Below are 15,994 nucleotides of genomic sequence, written 5' to 3'. Positions count from 1 at the left end.
AAGCTGTTCTGTGTTAAACAAACGTTTGATTAATTGCTTTCATTCAATTCCAGTAAGGATAAGAAGCATTCCGAGGCGCGTTTGTATTTGTTGTTTTCATAATAGTAATAACCAAGCTTCTTGTATTGGGATTTTAAGAGATCATTGTTCGTTTTCTCTTTAAAAAAATCGATGCAATCCATTAAGCCTTTTTCATAGAGAGCCTGCTCGTTTGTATATTTATAATAATCTAGAAATGAATCAAGTAATTTATAATAATCCATGTCATTGCGGATGTAATCTTCAGCTTCTTTGAAGGTTTCTTTCGCTTTTTCTAATTTTCCCAGGGCAAGATAATTTCTGCATAACGTGTGATAAGTAATCATCGGGTTTTTATTTTGGCTCTTTTTCAATTGTAAAGTCTTTTCCAAATAGGGGATGGCCTGTTCTTCAAGCTGTTGTTTTCGCAGAATAATCGCCTTGTTATGGTAAATTTGCGCAAGGAGATTCTTATCTTCTGTTTGCAATGAGAGAGTTTCCGCTTTTTCTAAATAATTCATCGCTTCTGCATAATTTTCCTGGCTCCAGTGAATGACACCAACTAGATTATAGGTCATACTTTGGTCCTTAGGGAGTTTTAAGATATCGTAGTAGCTCAGGGCTTGTTTACAATAATTAAGGGCTGTGTCGTTTTCCCCTTTTATTCTGGAAAGGAACCCGAGATTATAAGTAAGAGCCGCTTTTACAGGCAGGGAGTCAGTGACTTCCAAATAGGATTTGTAGCTGTGAAAGCTTTGATCATAATCTCCTAACTGATAGTAATGGATACCAAAGAAATAATAATAAGCCCCTTTTAAAAAAAGCGGCCAAGCAGAATAATCTGCATCGGCTAAATAATGAACTAAGTAGTGTTCATATAAATGTAAAGCTTGGTCATTTTGGTCATTCTTATAATAATAGGCAGCTTTAAGAAGCAGGAAATAAACTTCCTGTTCTATACATGCCAAATATTCGTAATAGTGTAAATCGATCATATGGATTAAAGGGTCGGCTTTTTCCATATCCTGAATAATAAAAAGATGGATTTGAGAAAGTATGGAATGGACTTCCGCGTCTTTTACACTACTATCCTGCAGGAAAGATTCTGGGAGTTCCAGCTTTTCTGATAAAGATTTCAGAATATGACGCCCGGGAATTCTGTAATTGTTTTCTATTTTGCTTAAATGAGCAGTGGAAATCTTATCACCTGTCAGCCGGTGCAGCGTATAATTATGGAGCTTTCGGTATACATAGATTCTTTTTCCCAGCTGCATAAAGTCACTTCCTTATAAAAGCTCTTCTCATATAGTTGTTATTTTAACTTATTACCGTACAAAAAAATAGGTGAAAGGTCATAGTTGAACTTGAATTGTGGTATAAATTTTCGTTTCTTTATTATTTATTGGATTCAAAATCATTATTTTTTCAAGAATGGTTACTAAGAATAGTACGATAATTAGATTTGAATGGTTTCAATTTGTAGTACGATAAAAGAAAAAGGTTAAGTTTGAGATCAGGGAACAGCAATGGAGTGAACAACTTGAAGGAGAGAAACGCAACCCTGGAAAGTGCTGTAGAACAAAATTATTCTTTTTTACTTCGGACGGCCCATTCTTATGTAAAAGATGCTATGGTAGCTGAGGACATGGTTCAGGACGCCTTGTTGAAAGCTCTGGAAAAGTTCACATCGTTCCAGAAAACCCATTCCTTCCAGCCTTGGCTTTTTAAGATTATGGTAAATCAATGTAAGGATTATTTACGAAGCTATTCCAATAAGCATGTCAGCCCTTGGGAAGATCATTGGCTTTCCGTTCATAAAGTAGATACAAAGGAACCAATGGATGTTATTCTTAGGAAAGAAACAAGCAGCTGGTTTTATGATCAAATGCAGCTGCTCAGTACAGACCATTTTGAAGTCCTTTATTTATATTATTTTGAGGATTTAAGCATTAAAGAGATTTCGACCCGAACTGGAATAAAAGAAAACACATTAAAAACGAGAATGAAACGAGCTCGTGAGAGATTAAAAGAACGTTTAACCACAGAAAAATAGAAAAGTGGTATCAGCATAAAGAGATACAACGACTGGCAACCCTGAGAAGGGGGATACGATGAAGAATTATGGGATTGTTTTTTTTGCGGTACTCGCCATTACCGTTACCAGTACGCTTATTTACCATGCATTTCAGTTCAAAGTGGACGTAACTGGAGTTAATTATAAAGAACAGGTGGAAAGCTGGTTTAATCGTTCCATCGATGAGGATGTGGAGCTGGAGCTTAAAAAGACAAAACGGGTAGGAGAAAGCAATACATACGTCAGTGTATTTGCCTCCACTAAATACAGGCTCAGGCTGGGGCATGTGTTTATCAAAAAGGGGTGGTTTGGGAAATATAAATTTTCCCAGGCAAGTCAAAGCTTAAACCCGGTTACTTATACTGACATTGTGACCAGCAAAGGGAATTATGCGGTGCTTTCCGGAGAAAATATTGACCGCAAGTATGTCAAAGTAAAAGGGATTATGCCTCACCACACGATTAATGCAGCCTTACCGAAAGACGATTATTTTATCATTTGCAAAAAACTCCCGGACGGATTAAGACAACCCTATCCAGTGGAGCTCTACTTGTACGATGCGGATGGAAATCGTGTGCTTGTAGAACATCAATAGAATTAATTACGGTTTATTATCAGCTGTTGACAGTAAGAAAGCTAACTTGAATGGTTAGCTTTCTTCGTTTAGCAATACTTTTGCATCTTTTATGATTTGCTCGTACTGTACATCCTGGGTACCGGAATATTTTTTCATAACAACGTTATCCTTATTGATTAAGTAAAAAGAAGATCCGTGTGACACTTGGTCTGTCCCTTCGATTTTCTCTGCGAGGGTATGGAAGGTATCTTTGGCAAAGGTTTGAATATCCTTTTGGCTGTAGCCGGTGACATACGTCCAGTTTTTGAAGCTTGCTCCGTGGGATTTCCCAAATTCTTTAAGCTTTTCCGGGGTGTCTACTTTAGGATCCACGCTGAAAGAAACGAATTCAACATCCAATCCTTCCTCTTTGAATTTCTTTTGAAGCTGGGACATATTTCTAGTCATCGGGGGACATACGGTTTCACACGATGTAAAGATTAAGTCTGCAATCCAAACCTTTCCTTTCATTTCGTCAGTAGAAAAACTGTTATTTGCTTGAGTAGTGGCTTGAAAGCTGCCAACTTTCCAATCAAGCGTATCCTCTAATTCTTTCTTTCCACATGCGGCCATCACAAGAACTAAGGCACTTAACAAAGTGAGCAGAAGAAAGCGGTTTAACTTCATAGCAGTCACCTTTCATCTATTATGTATTTAACTTCATTCTTAGTGTAAGGTGGGGTGAATCACGGTGTCAAACTCTTACCTCTCCATAGTAAATTTCTTCTCAACACCATGGCCACGAACATCTGCATATATTTGTAAGTGTCAGGAAAGGCTATAATATCGAACGAAAGATGAGGGATGTTTATGCCTTATTTTGTTGAAAAGTTTGGGAGGAAGCTTTTTTATGAGGATATAGGTAGCGGAAAGGAAACCTTATTATTCATTCATCCTCCAGGTATGGGGAGAAAGGTATTTAAACAGCAGCATGAACTCGCTGAGCTCTACCGGCTTATTGTTGTAGATTTAAGCGGGCACGGAGATTCCGAGGTAGTGAATGCTTCTCCAGACTTGAGTTTTTTTGCTAAGGAAATGAAACAGCTGATCGATTACTTACAGCTGGAGCAAGTTGTCCTCGTTGGATATTCCTGCGGGGGATGGTGGCTCAGGAGTTTGCGCTGACTTATCCAGAAAGGCTGAAGGCTCTCATCTTATCCGGGGCATTTCCCAAGGTAGCAACAATGGGGCTTAGATTTGAGTTTTTCGGAGGGATCCACTGGATTAAAAAAAGCCCTGCAACTCTAGCCTGGCTGCTTAGCAAATCCCATTTCCGCAATTCTCGTTATAAATATGAACTGAGGGAGCACATGGCGAAATCAAATCCTGAAGTATGGCTTTCATACTATGAGCATGCGCTCATCTATGACTGTACCTCTCGTCTTCATGAATTGGAAATGCCGCTATTGTTTTTATATGGGGAGCGGGCAGTTTGGATCAACCACCATGCCAGGTTTTACAGGAATTGCAAGGACGCTACACTCGTATTCGTAGACCAGGCCTTCCATCAGATTCCAGCCACGCATCCTCAGTATTTTAACCCATCTATCCATGAATTTCTTGTGCGTAAGTTAAAATAGTAAGGCGTATCTTTTCCATTGTAAAATCTGAACGATGGTGGAAACTTATCATAAGATCCCGCCATCGTTTGTCTCTGGATGAAATGCTTTTAACCAAACCCCTGCCTCTTTCGTGCAAATGAGTTCTTTTCTTTCTATGATTATGAGGATGGCGTTGAGAAACTTTTTTGAATGTTGTGCATAAATGTTGTACGGTCAAATTGTATAGTCAGCTTAGAAGCATCAGTCAGCATTCTTTGTTTAACAAAGAGGGTCATTTTTTTATTTCCTCCTCCGAAAGCAGCATCTGCTTCTTTTCCTAAATCATTTCTTAAGTGTACATAACCACGGGTTCGTTCTTCTTCATTCATGGAAACGTGAGAGGGAGGTGCGATAGATCGTTTAAGTTTCCCGGACTCAGGCTGAAACGTTAATTCAAAGTTCATGCCGTTCAGACGATAATCCTTTCTTGTTAAGATGATATCCGTAGAATCTTTCGACAGCAGCTTCTTGTGTAGTTCTACCTTCGAAGGGGCTTATTTGCTTGTGAGTTCTCATAGTCAGAAATATCAACGGTTAAAGAGAAGTCTTGTTTTCTTCTGAGATGGATGCCCTTTATATCTAAAGTGAAGCTGCTTGCATCCTTTGAAAAGGGTGGTGTTTCTACGGTATATACATCTTTTTTATTTTTTATCTCCTTTAAGAACTGGAGAGGACGGGATTCGCCTTCAGCTGATACTATGGAACCAATAATGATGGGTGTGAGCTCGCCCTGATTTGCACGAATTTTCAGTTCAACCTTGTTGTGAGAAATACCGTAAATGAACTTAGTTGGCTCAATCATGATTCCTTGTTTTTTGTAGCGTCCTTGAATAGCATAAGTTTTTTCATAGTCTTTTTCATTCGCATAATGAAGGGGGAGAGGTATGGATTCTATTTTGTAAAATCCATTTGGTAAATGCATATTAAAAGAAGCTAAAATGGTTTCATCAATGGAGTGGTCCGGTAATCCCTCTTCAAAAATGACCCCCATGGTTGCCGTTCCGTAAAGCTTATGATTGAATAAGACTTTTCCACTGCCAAGGTTCTGGGAATAAAGCGAATAAGATGTACTTGTCAGCCCTCCTTTTTCACCTAAAGGTTTTATTTGCATGCTTTCAAACGCAAATGGCATTTCTACAGGGTTTTTTCCGAATACTTCCCGATCGATGCTGTAGAGGATGTGGAGGTCTCGACCGTTGAACCACAATTCGTTTATGTATAACTTTCCATCCTGGTTTGGTAAGTCAATGGATTGCTTCGGAAAAGTCGTTAATTGATGTTCTTTTGCCCTCTTTAACCCCGGGATTCTCTTTTCGTAGAAACTTACTACTTCATCATATGTATTCATTCGTAAATGGTCGGGGAATTCAGGGAAGGGCTCTTTTTCCTGTTTATTCATTTCCAGCTTCTTGTTATGTGTTAGCGGCTTGTCTTTTCCAGGAATAAATTGGATCCCGATAATCAGAGCTGTAAGTCCGATAAAAACCAGGACCCATTGGAGTTTTTTGTTCGACTTGCTCGTTCGCATAGGCAGACGTCCTTTCTATCCATTATTTACCTAATCATAACAAATAAGCGGATAGTAACCCATAAAAAAGCCGATCCTCCTAATGGAGAATCGGTTCGTTAATCAGGATCCTTCTCTTCGTCTGAATAAAAGTTCAGCATAGCTTCTGATTCTGAGTCCGGGGTATGCGGCTCGTCTCTTTTTGTATGGGAAAAAGCTTTATTAAAATGTAAAGAATGACTGAAAACCTCTGCTGCTTCATTCGAAACATGCACTTTTCCTCGTTTTGTTTTTTTATTCTTCATCATGCATCACTCCTGAGCTAGTCTTTGGAAATAGTATTCCATGAATAAAAGCAGTATAAACCTGCTATGCTTCGCTTAGACAGGCTTTGTGATACACTGAAGTTATTAATGAAAAAGGGGCGGGCTTTATGGAGGAAATGCTGACGATATTTGATGAATTATTAAAGCCGATTGGGGAAAAAGAAAGAAGCCTTGTCCATAGGGACGGCGATTGGCATGAAACGTTTCAGTGCTGGTTCTATGAAGTTACCAAAGAGCGCACCGAATTGTATTTTCAAAAACGGGCGTCCGATAAAAAAGAATTTCCGGATCTATTTGATATTACTGCAGCAGGCCATATTGAAGCAGGGGAAAAGTTAATGGAAGCTGGTTTAAGAGAAATTAAGGAGGAAATAGGCGTTAAACTAAAGCCGGAAGATCTTGAATACACAGGATGCTACAAGGAATCTCTTCGGACCCGGTATTCTTTTGACAGAGAGATCTGCCAAGTACATATTCATCGGTTTAATGATGCAGCCCCTTTCTTAATCGGTCAGGAAGTAACGGATATTGTAAAAGTCCACTTGGATGAATTTCTCAGCCTGCTTTGCAAAAAGAACTCAACGATGAAGGCTGCTTCAGTATTATCAGGAAAAGAAACGTCTCTCTCGGTGTCAGACTTAGTCCCTCACGATTTCTATTATTACCAGTTTGTTATCCAAGCCATCCAAAGAAGCTTGTCCACTTCTTAAAACAGAATTTTTTGACAGATCTCTCTCTCCCTCTATATACTTTCTTTATTGTCATAGTTACAGAGAGGAGAAGTATGATGTCAGATTCATCATTTGAAACCCAAGTAGTACATAACCATATCGATCAGTCAATGGCTTTAAACAGCAAAACAACGCCTATTTACCAGACGACTGCATTTACCTTTAAGGACTTGGACCACTTAGAAAGCTACTATAATGGAGAAGCCGCTTATTTATACACGAGGGAAAGAAATCCGAATACGGAGGAGCTCGGACAGACCATCGCCCGTTTAGAGAAGGCGGAAGCCGGAGTGGCTACATCGTCAGGGATGTCAGCTATCCTTTCCGGCATTCTTTCAGTAGTCAAGCCAGGAGACCATCTTATCGCAGCAGAAGATGTTTATGGCGGCACTTATCACCTTTTATCGAAAGAATTAAAGGATTTCGGCTTGGAGGTTTCGCTTGTCTCATTTCATGATTTGGAGGAAGTCAGGAAAGAAATTCGTCCTAATACACGTCTTTTGTACACGGAATCCATTTCGAACCCATTCCTACGAGTAGAGGATATCCCCGGCATTGTCAGCCTTGCAAAGGAGCATGGTTTGAAAACAATGGTGGATAATACATTTGCTACCCCTTACTTGCTGACTCCTATTGAACAAGGAATTGATCTTGTTGTTCATAGTGCCACGAAGTATATAGGGGGACACAGCGATGTGACTGCAGGTGTTTTGGTCGGGCGTTCAGCCCTTATTCAAACTGCCGCAAAGAAAGTCTCCACTCTTGGTGCAAGCTTAAGCCCATTCGAAGCCTGGCTTGCTCAAAGGGGTACAAAAACACTGGCCTTAAGGATGGATAAACAATCCGAAAATGCTAAAAAGCTGGCAAACGCATTAAAGGAAGAACCTCATGTGAAAACTGTCTACTACCCTGAGTTTGTTTCTGAAAGGGGAAATGGGGCCATTGTAACCATTGAGCTGCAGCCAAACGTCCAAGTGGAGCAGTGGTTTAAGTCCCTGGGATGGGTAAAAATCGCTCCGACACTTGCTGGTGTGGAAACGACAGTCTCTTATCCTGTAAAAACATCGCATCGGTCGCTGAATGAACATCAACTGGAAACCGTAGGGATTAACGAGTATGTAATCAGGCTGTCAGTAGGAATTGAAGATAGCGAAGACATCATTAAACAGTTTAAGGAAGCTATTAAACAATCCATTTAGATGTTAATCAAACGTTTGTTTAAGTGAATAAAAAAACCGTTGTCACTTCTCAAGTGTTGAGATGGACACGGTTTTTAGGAATGGTAAAATCTAAAATGGTGAGCATCCTTTTTTCGAAAAGGATGCTCTTTTATTTAACATTTTCTATACCCTTTCATCTTCACTGTGAAACATATTAAAATAGGAAAAGAACGTTAAGCACGTACGCAACCTGCTCAAATCAGGATTTTGGGCCTTAATTTTTTCGAAAAAAATGATCTAAATGAAGATGTGATTCGATAGCTAAGTAGCAAGGCTCCCAGAAAAGGTGATAAAGTGGGATGGTATGCTATGATAATTGTATCTACCACTATAAAAGGAGTGTGCTATGAGTAATCGGGATGTAGAACTCTATCACCAGATGAAGACTGGGGATAAGCAGGCTTTGGAACGACTCTACGATAAATACGAAAAGCTGCTTTATTCCTTTGTCATAAAATTAGCTGGTGATCAGACAATAGCTGAAGAAGTCGTGCAAGAAGTTTTTATAAAACTTTGGACTAAAAAAGCCAACTATAATGATAGAAAAGGAAAGTTTTCTTCCTGGATCGTAACGATTACACGGTACACAGCGATCGATTGGATCCGTAAAACAAAGAATCAAAACTTTTCTCTTGAAGAAGAAACGGATATTCCTGAAGAAGAAACATCATCGACTGAGGACATTATTGAATGGAAAGAACAAGGAGAACTAGTCAGAAGGGCCATTAGAACTCTTTCTGATGAGCAAAAGCAAATGGTAGAGCTCTTTTATTTCAAAGGGCAGAATCAACGAGAAATAGCTGAACAATGTGAACTGCCGCTGGGTACAGTGAAGGGAAGAATAAGGCTGGCCTTACAGCATTTAAAGAAAGAGATATCGATAGGGAAAGGGGGCAAAGACGATGCGTAACGAGTGTGATAAAATCATCGATTACTTCAACGATCAGTTGACTGAAGAAGAAAAGAAAGAGTTTGAACGCCATTTGGAAAACTGTGAAGAATGTCAGGCAGAGCTAGAAGAGTTAACCATGCTGACAGATGATTTACCGTTCGCTTCTGAGCCTGTGGACCCTCCGAAAGACATGAAGGACCGTGTACTGGAGGCTGTATTTGCAGAAGAACAGCTGGACAGTGAGGAAAGCAGTGATCTTGAAGCACCCGATAAAACAATAGTCGACTTAGATTCTCATAATGAAGAATCCCGAGAACCGGGAAAAGCACATCCAACTCCACATCCGTGGATCATAAGAGGACTGGTCGCCGCCCTTACGCTATCTTTGCTTGGAAATGTTGTGACCTTGCTGAATCAGGATGAAACAACTGAACAAGGTCAACAGCAGCAGGATATCACTGACGAGGTGGCTGAAAGAGTGCAGCTTAAAGGCACATCGGTTCAGGCAAATGCTACTGCAGCTTTAATCCAGCAGGATAATAAAAACCTTCTTACCTTGCAGGCCGAGGGCTTAGACCAGCTTCAAGGAAGTGAAGTTTACCAAGTGTGGTTGATCAAGGGAGAGAAGCCTTATCGAGCAGGCACCTTTGTAGCCAACCAGGATGGGGAAGGTGCTGTAGCGTATTCTCTTGAAGATCTTCCTGAGGACGTGGACTGGGATTCTGTAGCGATTTCCAGAGAACCCGATGCCACAAGTGAAACTCCTCAAGGTGAAGTCATTATGAGCTCAAATTTATAAACGGAAATTATGGGCTGGGACAATGTTGTTTTAGCCATTATGAAATCCGAATGAAGGTGTACTTATTATGATAAGTTTTCATCATCATTCGGATTTTTCATGGTGGATGAACTTCATATTCATATAAGGCTGGTGCCCGAAAAAAGCGGAGTGTATTTCAGGTGCGGTCCCTACGAACCATCGATGGCTTCGGAATTCCCTTATTCTTCTTTGTTTGCCTTTAGGGGGAATGGTTTGCAGACAGCTGTTCTTCAGTTGTCTGCAATCTTTTTGAAATTTTTTTGAACTTTTTTGACGAAAATGTGATCCGATCTCCCTATTGTTTCGATAGCTACATGAATAAACAAAAAATAAAAAGGAGAGATCGGACTTATGAATTTAAAAAAAGCTATGCTTGTAGTACCACTCAGCGTATCGGTACTATTACCTACTTCATTGGATGTTGTAAATGCAGAAGACAGTAACATGCCTACCGTAGAAACAAAAGCTGTAGAACTGCGTTCCACGTTGGACAACCTGCTTAGTGAGCATGCGTACTTAGCGATTGAAACAATGAGAAAAGGGGCACAGGAAGCTCCTGATTTTAAACAGTCAGCAAGCGCACTTGAAAAGAACACAGAAGATTTATCGGCAGCTATTGCTTCCGTTTATGGTGACGAAGCTGGACAGAAATTCAAAAAAATGTGGTCCTCTCACATTAGCTTTTTCGTGGACTATGTAAAAGCTACTGGCAATCAGGATGAACAAGCGAAACAAGAAGCGCTAAATCATTTGAAAAATTACCGCCAGGATTTCTCTAAGTTTCTTGAATCAGCAACTGATGGCCGATTAAAAGCTGAAAATCTGATGGAAGGCCTTCAAACCCACGTTAACCAGCTGATCGGTGCTTTTGACAGCTATGTAAATGGAAATTATCAGGAAGCCTATATGAAGGAAAGAGAAGCGATTCACCATATGTATATGGTAAGTAAAGGTCTTTCTGGTGCGATTGTGAATCAATTTCCGGACAAGTTTAATGATACGAAAGCTGTAACTCCTGCAGCAGATTTGCGTTCCCAATTGAACTATCTGTTGAGTGAACACACGGGTCTCGCTACGATGGCGATGCAAAATGGTTTAGATGGTTCGAAAGACTTTGATGCTTCAGTCAAAGCATTGTCCATGAATACACAGGATTTAACGAAGGCAATCTCTTCCCTTTACGGAGAAGAAGCGGGGCAGAAATTTAATGATATTTGGAGTAAGCACATTCAAGACTTTGTGAAATATGTCAAAGGAACTGCAGCTGATGACCAGGCGATGAAGGATGAAGCTTTGCAAGCGCTGGAAGATTATCGTATGAACTTCTCCAAGTTTCTTGAAACAGCTACAGATGGTCGCTTGAAAGCAGATGCCTTGTCAGGAAGTCTGCAGCAGCACGCTGATTATTTGATTAATGATTTTGATCAGTATGCGGCAGAGGACTACGATAAAGTTTATATGACGCTAAGAGATTCATACGCTCACATGTTTAAAGCTTCAAAAGCTCTGTCTGGAGCATTTGTAGCACAGATGCCGGACAAATTTATGAAAATGCCGTCTGAAATGCCCGATACAGGCATGGGGGGCACCGCTCATGATCAGGACATCTGGATCTACGCATCCATTTTAGCTTTAATTGGTGCTGCGGGTATATTCTTAAGAAACCAGTCCAAACAGCAGTAATCTCTTAGTGCTGTTCATATAGCGCAATTGTTCTTTAAAAGAATGGTATTGAATAGCTTCCACTTAGACTTGAGCTCATGACTTTGGCCGTCTCTGAAAACAGAGGCGGCCTTTTTTTATATCATGTTGTTGATGGTTGAGCATTCATGTGTGCATTGGCCTAAACAAGGGTATAACTAAGCATAGATCAACAAGAAGAGGTGATTAACAGTGGTTTATTCAGTTACGCTGCAAAAAATCTTAGTTTTTACAGGGATTGGCGTCATCATTGGGGCAATTGTCGGTTTTACAGCAGTCCTGGGATTCGATCTTGACGGAACCGCCTTTCTCTTATCTATGTTTTTGAGCATTTTATGTGTCTATGGTACAGCCATTTACTCCGAGTTGTATCACATCAGGGAAGCGGTAAATCCAAAATACCAGGAATCAAACAAGCCTAAATAAGTTTATGAATCATAAAGCTGTAAATGATAATCACAAGGTAACAAACCGCAATGATTGTAATGATCACATAGCTTTGTTTAGTCAATTTTCTAAATATCAGATAAAAAGTAAGACAGACAACTGTTAAAATGAATATCCAATAAATTGTAATCATTAAGAAAACCTTTCTTACATTTGAGAATGTTGGAATTATCGTAATCATAAGCCGGATGCTCTGCTTTTTCAAGCAGCAGATTGGACTGTTTATCGTTTAATCCTTCAGGGAAGTAAGTCTTATACGTAGCAGCTATGAGAAAGAAGGATAGAATAGGGACGGAGAAGAATACATCGACAGTAGGAAGAGGCCGTGGTGACCTTGCCTGTAGTGTCTGGATATTCAACTGCTTCAGGATAACCGTTCTTTTCTATCCTTCTCGTTGTGTTAAGTGGGCTGGATGATTATGAGGCTCTTTTGGATAAAAGCTGGAGGTGGAGCAAGTGAAGAAAAAAGCGATAGTAATCGGAGCAGGTTTAGGGGGATGTCCTCTGCTATTCGTCTGCAGGGAGACGGGTATGAAGTGAAGCTGTTGGAAAAGAACAGTAACCTTGGAGGTAAACTGAATCGAAGATCAGGGAAAGGCTTCACCTTTGACACCGGTCCTTCGATACTTACAATGCCCTGGGTCCTTGAGCAGCTGTTTGAAAGTGTTCATCGTCGACTGGAAGACTACATAACCGTCAAAAGAGTAGAGCCTCAGTGGCGAACTTTTTTTGAGGACGGGACACAACTGGACGTCACGAGTGATCTTCCTAATATGCTGCAGGAAATGGCGAAGGTTACGGATCGACCAAATCGGAAATTAACGGATTTCTTATCGTATAGTCAGGAAATGTATGAACTGTGCAGAAAAAGTTTTTATAAATACAGCATTCAAGATTTAAAAGATTTAAAGAATCACCATAAACTGAGTGACTTACTAAAGATGGATCCGATGAAAACCGTGGCAAAATCAACCCATAAATATTTTGATAATAAATATTTAGAACAGCTGTTTAATTTCTTTGTCATGTATGTCGGTTCAAACCCTTATGCATCTCCAGCAATATTAAATCAACTCGTCTATGTGCAGCTTGGGTTAGGGATCTACTATGTGCAGGGCGGCATGTACAAAATTGCTGAAGCAATGGGACAGCTGATGGAAGAGCTTCGCGTTGATGTTCACTTGAATACCCCTGTTCGCCATCTCCTCACCGAAGGAGACAAAGTGACAGGAGTAGAGACTGAGGACGGAGTGGTCCACAACGCAGATATTGTTGTTTCAAATTTGGAAGCGATCCCGGTGTATCGCCGTCTTGCTCCACAAACCGCAAAAGTTAAGAAGGAAACGAAAGCCTTGTCTAAGAAGTTTGAACCGACAGTATCGGGGCTCGTCCTTTTGCTGGGAACGAACAAGCGATTCGAACATTTAAAGCACCATAATTTCTTCTTCTCAGAAGATCCGGAGCGAGAATTCAAGCAAATTTTTGATCAGGAGAAACCGGCGGATGACCCGACGATTTATATAGGGATTTCCTCAAGGTCAGATCATACCCAAGCTCCTGAAGGACAAGACAATCTGTTTGTGCTTACCCATGTTCCTCCATTAAAGGACGGGAAACGTAAGCCGGTCGATTGGGATGCGTACCGTTCAAAGGTATTAGCGAAGCTTGAACGTATGGGAATGGAAGGATTAGAAGAATCGATTGAGTTTGAATATCGATTCACCCCTGAAGATTTAGAAAAGCTTTACGGCCCGAATGGCGGTTCAATATATGGGATTGCTGCAGACCGCAAAACGAATGGAGGCTTTAAAGTCCCTTCTAAGAGTCAGGTCTATGACCACCTTTATTTTGTGGGAGGATCCACTCATCCAGGGGCGGAGTTCCTATGGTTACGCTCTCAGGTCAACTGACCGCCGACTTGATTAAAAAAAATGAAAAAGTGCTTATAAATAAATAACCTTAAAGAGGGCATCAGATTGGTGCTCTCTAGTTGTTTAGGAAGGAGTCAAGCCATGGACATACCCGAGTCAATTGTGCAGGAAGCGAAAGAACGGATCCAAGAATACAACGTGGAAGGATTCGTACTGGGGAAGGGAGATCCAAACGCAAAAGTCATGATTATCGGTGAGGCTCCGGGCGAAAATGAAATAGTGAAAGACGAGCCTTTTATTGGAAGGGCAGGAAAAGAACTGGATAAGCAGCTTGAGTACCTGGAAGTGAGCAGGAACCATGTTTATATCACAAGTGTTGTAAGAAGCAGACCGTACAAATGGGTAAAGAGAAAGAATAAAGATAAGAAAGAAAATCGAAAACCAAACCAAAAAGAAATTCTTGCACATGCCTCTCTTCTGGATTATCAAGTTCAGCGTATTTCACCTTCTTTGATTATCACGCTTGGAGGGGTGGCTTATGAACGTCTGACAGGACGAAAAGATAAAATGAAAGATGTTCTTGGAAAGCCATATAAAGGACCAATTCTTCAATATGACAAAGAGTCTGATGGATTGGTGCAAACACGTTCTTCCTACCTTATTCTTCCCCTGTATCATCCGGCGGCAATCTTTTATAATCCTCGTTTAAAAGAGGATATTTATCATTCTCTCGATGAAGTAAAGCCTTATTTAAATTAAAAAACCGCCTTATGTAGAAAGGCGGTTTTTCTTTTGCTTGCTATAGGTTTACTGAGCTTTCTTGAGCTCAGCTTCTTTTTCAAAAAGGAAATAGCCTTGCTGGCTGACAGAGGAAGAACCAACACCGCTGTTGTGTCTGCTTTGAATGGCGATCGCCTCAGAGTCTTTTTTTCCTTTTACACTATAAATTTTTGCTTTAGGAAAGAGCATCGGCGCGTGATTCATGGAAGGAGCCGTTTGAGCGGTACTATCCTGAACAGTCCCGATCACTTCATCCAGCCTAGAAGAATCTACTAATTGACCTGTTTGAACGTACCTGGCCCCTTCATGAATTACGTAGGTTTGCCGGACCATCGTTGAAGTTTGGTCGCCAGCTTGAGCTCCTTGCAATGACTGTTCTCCTTTTAATTGATGGATGTTTGACTGATCAAAAGTTTGAGTCATTTTCTCTTTATCAGCCAGCTGCTTTTCCGGCAAAAAAGAGGCAGTATGCATTTGGTCGCTTGGAGACTGCATCACCTGAAAACAAAGAAACAATAGGACGGCTGCCGCTGGAATTGGAAGAGTTCGAACCATCCATGATTTCCTGAATCTATGCGGCCTTTGTTTTGCTTTTTGGACAATTTTTTGAATATCCTTCTCTTCAAAAGCTACTTTATTGTATTTAACATCATGATTCATCTTTTTTAATCTGCGATCCAGCAAATCATTCATGTATGGAACTCCCTTCTGAAGTCAATTGTTCCTGCAGCAGCTGGCGGGCTCGCCTCAAACGGGTTTTTACCGTGTTTTGACTTAAATTAAGCACCTGTGCCAATTCTTTTATTTGGAATTCCTCAAAATAATACAATACAATAATTTCACGATACTTGTTTTCTAATTGGAGGACGTGGTTTAGAAGTTCTTCATCATCGCTTCTGCCTATTACGTATTGTTCAGGCGATTCGTCGCTCGCGGGAAGACTCCTGAACAAATCAGCCCCTTTTTTCACCACTCTCCGAAAGTATGAGCTCTTTAAATGATCTTTACATAAGTTAATGGTGATTTTAAAAAGCCAGGTTTTAACGCTGGAGTTTTGGTTAAAGGAGGAATATTTTTGATATGCTTTTATAAAGACCTCTTGGGTAATATCCTCAGCGATGGAGTGGTCCTTCACATACGAATACGCCAGCCACTTTAAATCGTGACCATAGTCGCGTACCCATTGTTCGATGAGGACATCCATATCTAAATGGGTTTCTTTATTCTTTGGATAAGATTGTAACCGTTGTTTATGTATCAATTTGTCCCACCTCATTGTTATAGACGACACTCCTTCCTTAGAGGTTTTGTTAAACTGAAAATAATTCCTATATTTTCATTCTACCACTCTGGATAATCGATACACACCCTTGTAATTTTTTACATAGTT

20 protein-coding genes are annotated in these 15,994 nt (G+C 40.4%); 12 read left to right on the top strand and 8 right to left on the bottom strand.

Features of this window, described 5'->3' with window-relative positions; genetic code table 11:
* Nucleotides 1–29: 29 nt before the first annotated feature.
* The gene (locus MUN89_RS00175) at nucleotides 30–1,292 is read right to left on the bottom strand and encodes a helix-turn-helix domain-containing protein (protein WP_244710424.1); all 1,263 of its coding nucleotides are present in this window, start codon (nucleotides 1,290–1,292) and stop codon (nucleotides 30–32) included.
* A gap of 266 nt (nucleotides 1,293–1,558) precedes the next feature.
* Between MUN89_RS00175 and MUN89_RS00170 the strand changes: the two genes are divergently transcribed.
* Nucleotides 1,559–2,071, top strand: a complete 513-nt coding sequence (locus MUN89_RS00170; protein WP_244710422.1) for an RNA polymerase sigma factor — start codon at nucleotides 1,559–1,561, stop codon at nucleotides 2,069–2,071.
* A 58-nt stretch (nucleotides 2,072–2,129) separates the two neighbouring features.
* Nucleotides 2,130–2,687, top strand: a complete 558-nt coding sequence (locus tag MUN89_RS00165) for a hypothetical protein (RefSeq protein WP_244710421.1) — start codon at nucleotides 2,130–2,132, stop codon at nucleotides 2,685–2,687.
* A 54-nt stretch (nucleotides 2,688–2,741) separates the two neighbouring features.
* Here the strand turns inward: MUN89_RS00165 and MUN89_RS00160 are convergent, their stop codons facing one another.
* Complete coding sequence (locus tag MUN89_RS00160) at nucleotides 2,742–3,335, bottom strand: SCO family protein (RefSeq protein WP_244710419.1); 594 nt, start codon at nucleotides 3,333–3,335, stop codon at nucleotides 2,742–2,744.
* Between the two features lie 276 nt (nucleotides 3,336–3,611).
* Between MUN89_RS00160 and MUN89_RS00155 the strand changes: the two genes are divergently transcribed.
* Entirely contained in the window at nucleotides 3,612–3,833 is a 222-nt protein-coding gene (locus MUN89_RS00155; protein WP_244710417.1) for an alpha/beta fold hydrolase, read from the top strand.
* Nucleotides 3,809–4,288 (top strand): alpha/beta fold hydrolase, encoded by a 480-nt coding sequence (locus MUN89_RS00150; protein ID WP_244710415.1) that lies wholly within the window; start codon nucleotides 3,809–3,811, stop codon nucleotides 4,286–4,288. The genes MUN89_RS00155 and MUN89_RS00150 overlap by 25 nt, the downstream gene beginning before the upstream one ends.
* A 140-nt stretch (nucleotides 4,289–4,428) precedes the next feature.
* Here the strand turns inward: MUN89_RS00150 and MUN89_RS00145 are convergent, their stop codons facing one another.
* The 3 genes from MUN89_RS00145 to MUN89_RS00135 form a co-directional block, all read right to left on the bottom strand.
* The gene (locus tag MUN89_RS00145) at nucleotides 4,429–4,713 is read right to left on the bottom strand and encodes a hypothetical protein (RefSeq protein ID WP_244710413.1); all 285 of its coding nucleotides are present in this window, start codon (nucleotides 4,711–4,713) and stop codon (nucleotides 4,429–4,431) included.
* A gap of 74 nt (nucleotides 4,714–4,787) precedes the next feature.
* Complete coding sequence (locus tag MUN89_RS00140; RefSeq protein WP_244710411.1) at nucleotides 4,788–5,837, bottom strand: hypothetical protein; 1,050 nt, start codon at nucleotides 5,835–5,837, stop codon at nucleotides 4,788–4,790.
* A gap of 98 nt (nucleotides 5,838–5,935) precedes the next feature.
* On the bottom strand, nucleotides 5,936–6,124 hold the full coding sequence (locus tag MUN89_RS00135) for a hypothetical protein (RefSeq protein ID WP_244710409.1): 189 nt from the start codon (nucleotides 6,122–6,124) through the stop codon (nucleotides 5,936–5,938).
* 125 nt (nucleotides 6,125–6,249) lie between these two features.
* Between MUN89_RS00135 and MUN89_RS00130 the strand changes: the two genes are divergently transcribed.
* The 6 genes from MUN89_RS00130 to MUN89_RS00105 all read left to right on the top strand — a co-directional run bounded on the left by MUN89_RS00130 (nucleotide 6,250) and on the right by MUN89_RS00105 (nucleotide 11,932).
* Nucleotides 6,250–6,852: an NUDIX hydrolase gene (locus MUN89_RS00130; RefSeq protein ID WP_244710407.1), complete on the top strand. Its 603-nt coding sequence runs from the start codon at nucleotides 6,250–6,252 to the stop codon at nucleotides 6,850–6,852.
* Nucleotides 6,853–6,929: 77 nt separating this feature from the next.
* The gene (locus MUN89_RS00125; RefSeq protein ID WP_244713502.1) at nucleotides 6,930–8,072 is read left to right on the top strand and encodes a trans-sulfuration enzyme family protein; all 1,143 of its coding nucleotides are present in this window, start codon (nucleotides 6,930–6,932) and stop codon (nucleotides 8,070–8,072) included.
* 367 nt (nucleotides 8,073–8,439) lie between these two features.
* Entirely contained in the window at nucleotides 8,440–9,003 is a 564-nt protein-coding gene (locus MUN89_RS00120; protein ID WP_244710405.1) for an RNA polymerase sigma factor, read from the top strand.
* Nucleotides 8,996–9,784 (top strand): anti-sigma factor, encoded by a 789-nt coding sequence (locus MUN89_RS00115; protein WP_244710403.1) that lies wholly within the window; start codon nucleotides 8,996–8,998, stop codon nucleotides 9,782–9,784. Before MUN89_RS00120 ends, MUN89_RS00115 begins: the two co-directional genes overlap by 8 nt.
* Nucleotides 9,785–10,156: 372 nt before the next feature.
* Nucleotides 10,157–11,488, top strand: coding sequence for a copper amine oxidase (locus MUN89_RS00110; RefSeq protein ID WP_244710401.1), 1,332 nt, complete (start codon nucleotides 10,157–10,159; stop codon nucleotides 11,486–11,488).
* A gap of 210 nt (nucleotides 11,489–11,698) precedes the next feature.
* Nucleotides 11,699–11,932 (top strand): hypothetical protein, encoded by a 234-nt coding sequence (locus tag MUN89_RS00105; protein WP_244710400.1) that lies wholly within the window; start codon nucleotides 11,699–11,701, stop codon nucleotides 11,930–11,932.
* An 89-nt stretch (nucleotides 11,933–12,021) separates the two neighbouring features.
* Here MUN89_RS00105 and MUN89_RS00100 read toward each other — a convergent pair whose 3' ends face one another.
* On the bottom strand, nucleotides 12,022–12,312 hold the full coding sequence (locus tag MUN89_RS00100) for a hypothetical protein (RefSeq protein WP_244710398.1): 291 nt from the start codon (nucleotides 12,310–12,312) through the stop codon (nucleotides 12,022–12,024).
* Between the two features lie 138 nt (nucleotides 12,313–12,450).
* On the opposite strand from MUN89_RS00100, the gene MUN89_RS00095 reads away from it, so the two are divergent.
* Both MUN89_RS00095 and MUN89_RS00090 read left to right on the top strand, forming a co-directional pair.
* Entirely contained in the window at nucleotides 12,451–13,863 is a 1,413-nt protein-coding gene (locus MUN89_RS00095) for a phytoene desaturase family protein (protein ID WP_396266067.1), read from the top strand.
* A 102-nt stretch (nucleotides 13,864–13,965) separates the two neighbouring features.
* A complete protein-coding gene (locus MUN89_RS00090) occupies nucleotides 13,966–14,583 on the top strand; it encodes a uracil-DNA glycosylase (protein ID WP_244710396.1) in 618 nt (205 codons plus the stop codon).
* A 48-nt stretch (nucleotides 14,584–14,631) separates the two neighbouring features.
* Here the strand turns inward: MUN89_RS00090 and MUN89_RS00085 are convergent, their stop codons facing one another.
* Complete coding sequence (locus tag MUN89_RS00085) at nucleotides 14,632–15,297, bottom strand: hypothetical protein (RefSeq protein ID WP_244710394.1); 666 nt, start codon at nucleotides 15,295–15,297, stop codon at nucleotides 14,632–14,634.
* On the bottom strand, nucleotides 15,290–15,865 hold the full coding sequence (locus MUN89_RS00080) for a sigma-70 family RNA polymerase sigma factor (protein WP_244710392.1): 576 nt from the start codon (nucleotides 15,863–15,865) through the stop codon (nucleotides 15,290–15,292). Before MUN89_RS00080 ends, MUN89_RS00085 begins: the two co-directional genes overlap by 8 nt.
* Nucleotides 15,866–15,994: the final 129 nt, after the last annotated feature.

Source organism: Halobacillus salinarum (assembly GCF_022919095.1).
Classification (GTDB): Bacteria; Bacillota; Bacilli; order Bacillales; family Halobacillaceae; genus Halobacillus_B; species Halobacillus_B salinarum.
Note: the sequence above shows the minus strand (reverse complement) of the source record. Positions and strands in the feature narration are given on the sequence as shown.

Coding starts and splice junctions, on each gene's coding strand:
- MUN89_RS00175 (WP_244710424.1), bottom strand. CDS start 1,292: ATGCAGCTGGGAAAAAGAATCTATGTATACCGAAAGCTCCATAATTAT.
- MUN89_RS00165 (WP_244710421.1), top strand. CDS start 2,130: ATGAAGAATTATGGGATTGTTTTTTTTGCGGTACTCGCCATTACCGTT.
- MUN89_RS00160 (WP_244710419.1), bottom strand. CDS start 3,335: ATGAAGTTAAACCGCTTTCTTCTGCTCACTTTGTTAAGTGCCTTAGTT.
- MUN89_RS00155 (WP_244710417.1), top strand. CDS start 3,612: ATGGGGAGAAAGGTATTTAAACAGCAGCATGAACTCGCTGAGCTCTAC.
- MUN89_RS00150 (WP_244710415.1), top strand. CDS start 3,809: ATGGTGGCTCAGGAGTTTGCGCTGACTTATCCAGAAAGGCTGAAGGCT.
- MUN89_RS00145 (WP_244710413.1), bottom strand. CDS start 4,713: ATGAACTTTGAATTAACGTTTCAGCCTGAGTCCGGGAAACTTAAACGA.
- MUN89_RS00140 (WP_244710411.1), bottom strand. CDS start 5,837: ATGCGAACGAGCAAGTCGAACAAAAAACTCCAATGGGTCCTGGTTTTT.
- MUN89_RS00135 (WP_244710409.1), bottom strand. CDS start 6,124: ATGATGAAGAATAAAAAAACAAAACGAGGAAAAGTGCATGTTTCGAAT.
- MUN89_RS00130 (WP_244710407.1), top strand. CDS start 6,250: ATGGAGGAAATGCTGACGATATTTGATGAATTATTAAAGCCGATTGGG.
- MUN89_RS00125 (WP_244713502.1), top strand. CDS start 6,930: ATGTCAGATTCATCATTTGAAACCCAAGTAGTACATAACCATATCGAT.
- MUN89_RS00120 (WP_244710405.1), top strand. CDS start 8,440: ATGAGTAATCGGGATGTAGAACTCTATCACCAGATGAAGACTGGGGAT.
- MUN89_RS00115 (WP_244710403.1), top strand. CDS start 8,996: ATGCGTAACGAGTGTGATAAAATCATCGATTACTTCAACGATCAGTTG.
- MUN89_RS00110 (WP_244710401.1), top strand. CDS start 10,157: ATGAATTTAAAAAAAGCTATGCTTGTAGTACCACTCAGCGTATCGGTA.
- MUN89_RS00095 (WP_396266067.1), top strand. CDS start 12,451: ATGTCCTCTGCTATTCGTCTGCAGGGAGACGGGTATGAAGTGAAGCTG.
- MUN89_RS00090 (WP_244710396.1), top strand. CDS start 13,966: ATGGACATACCCGAGTCAATTGTGCAGGAAGCGAAAGAACGGATCCAA.
- MUN89_RS00085 (WP_244710394.1), bottom strand. CDS start 15,297: ATGAATGATTTGCTGGATCGCAGATTAAAAAAGATGAATCATGATGTT.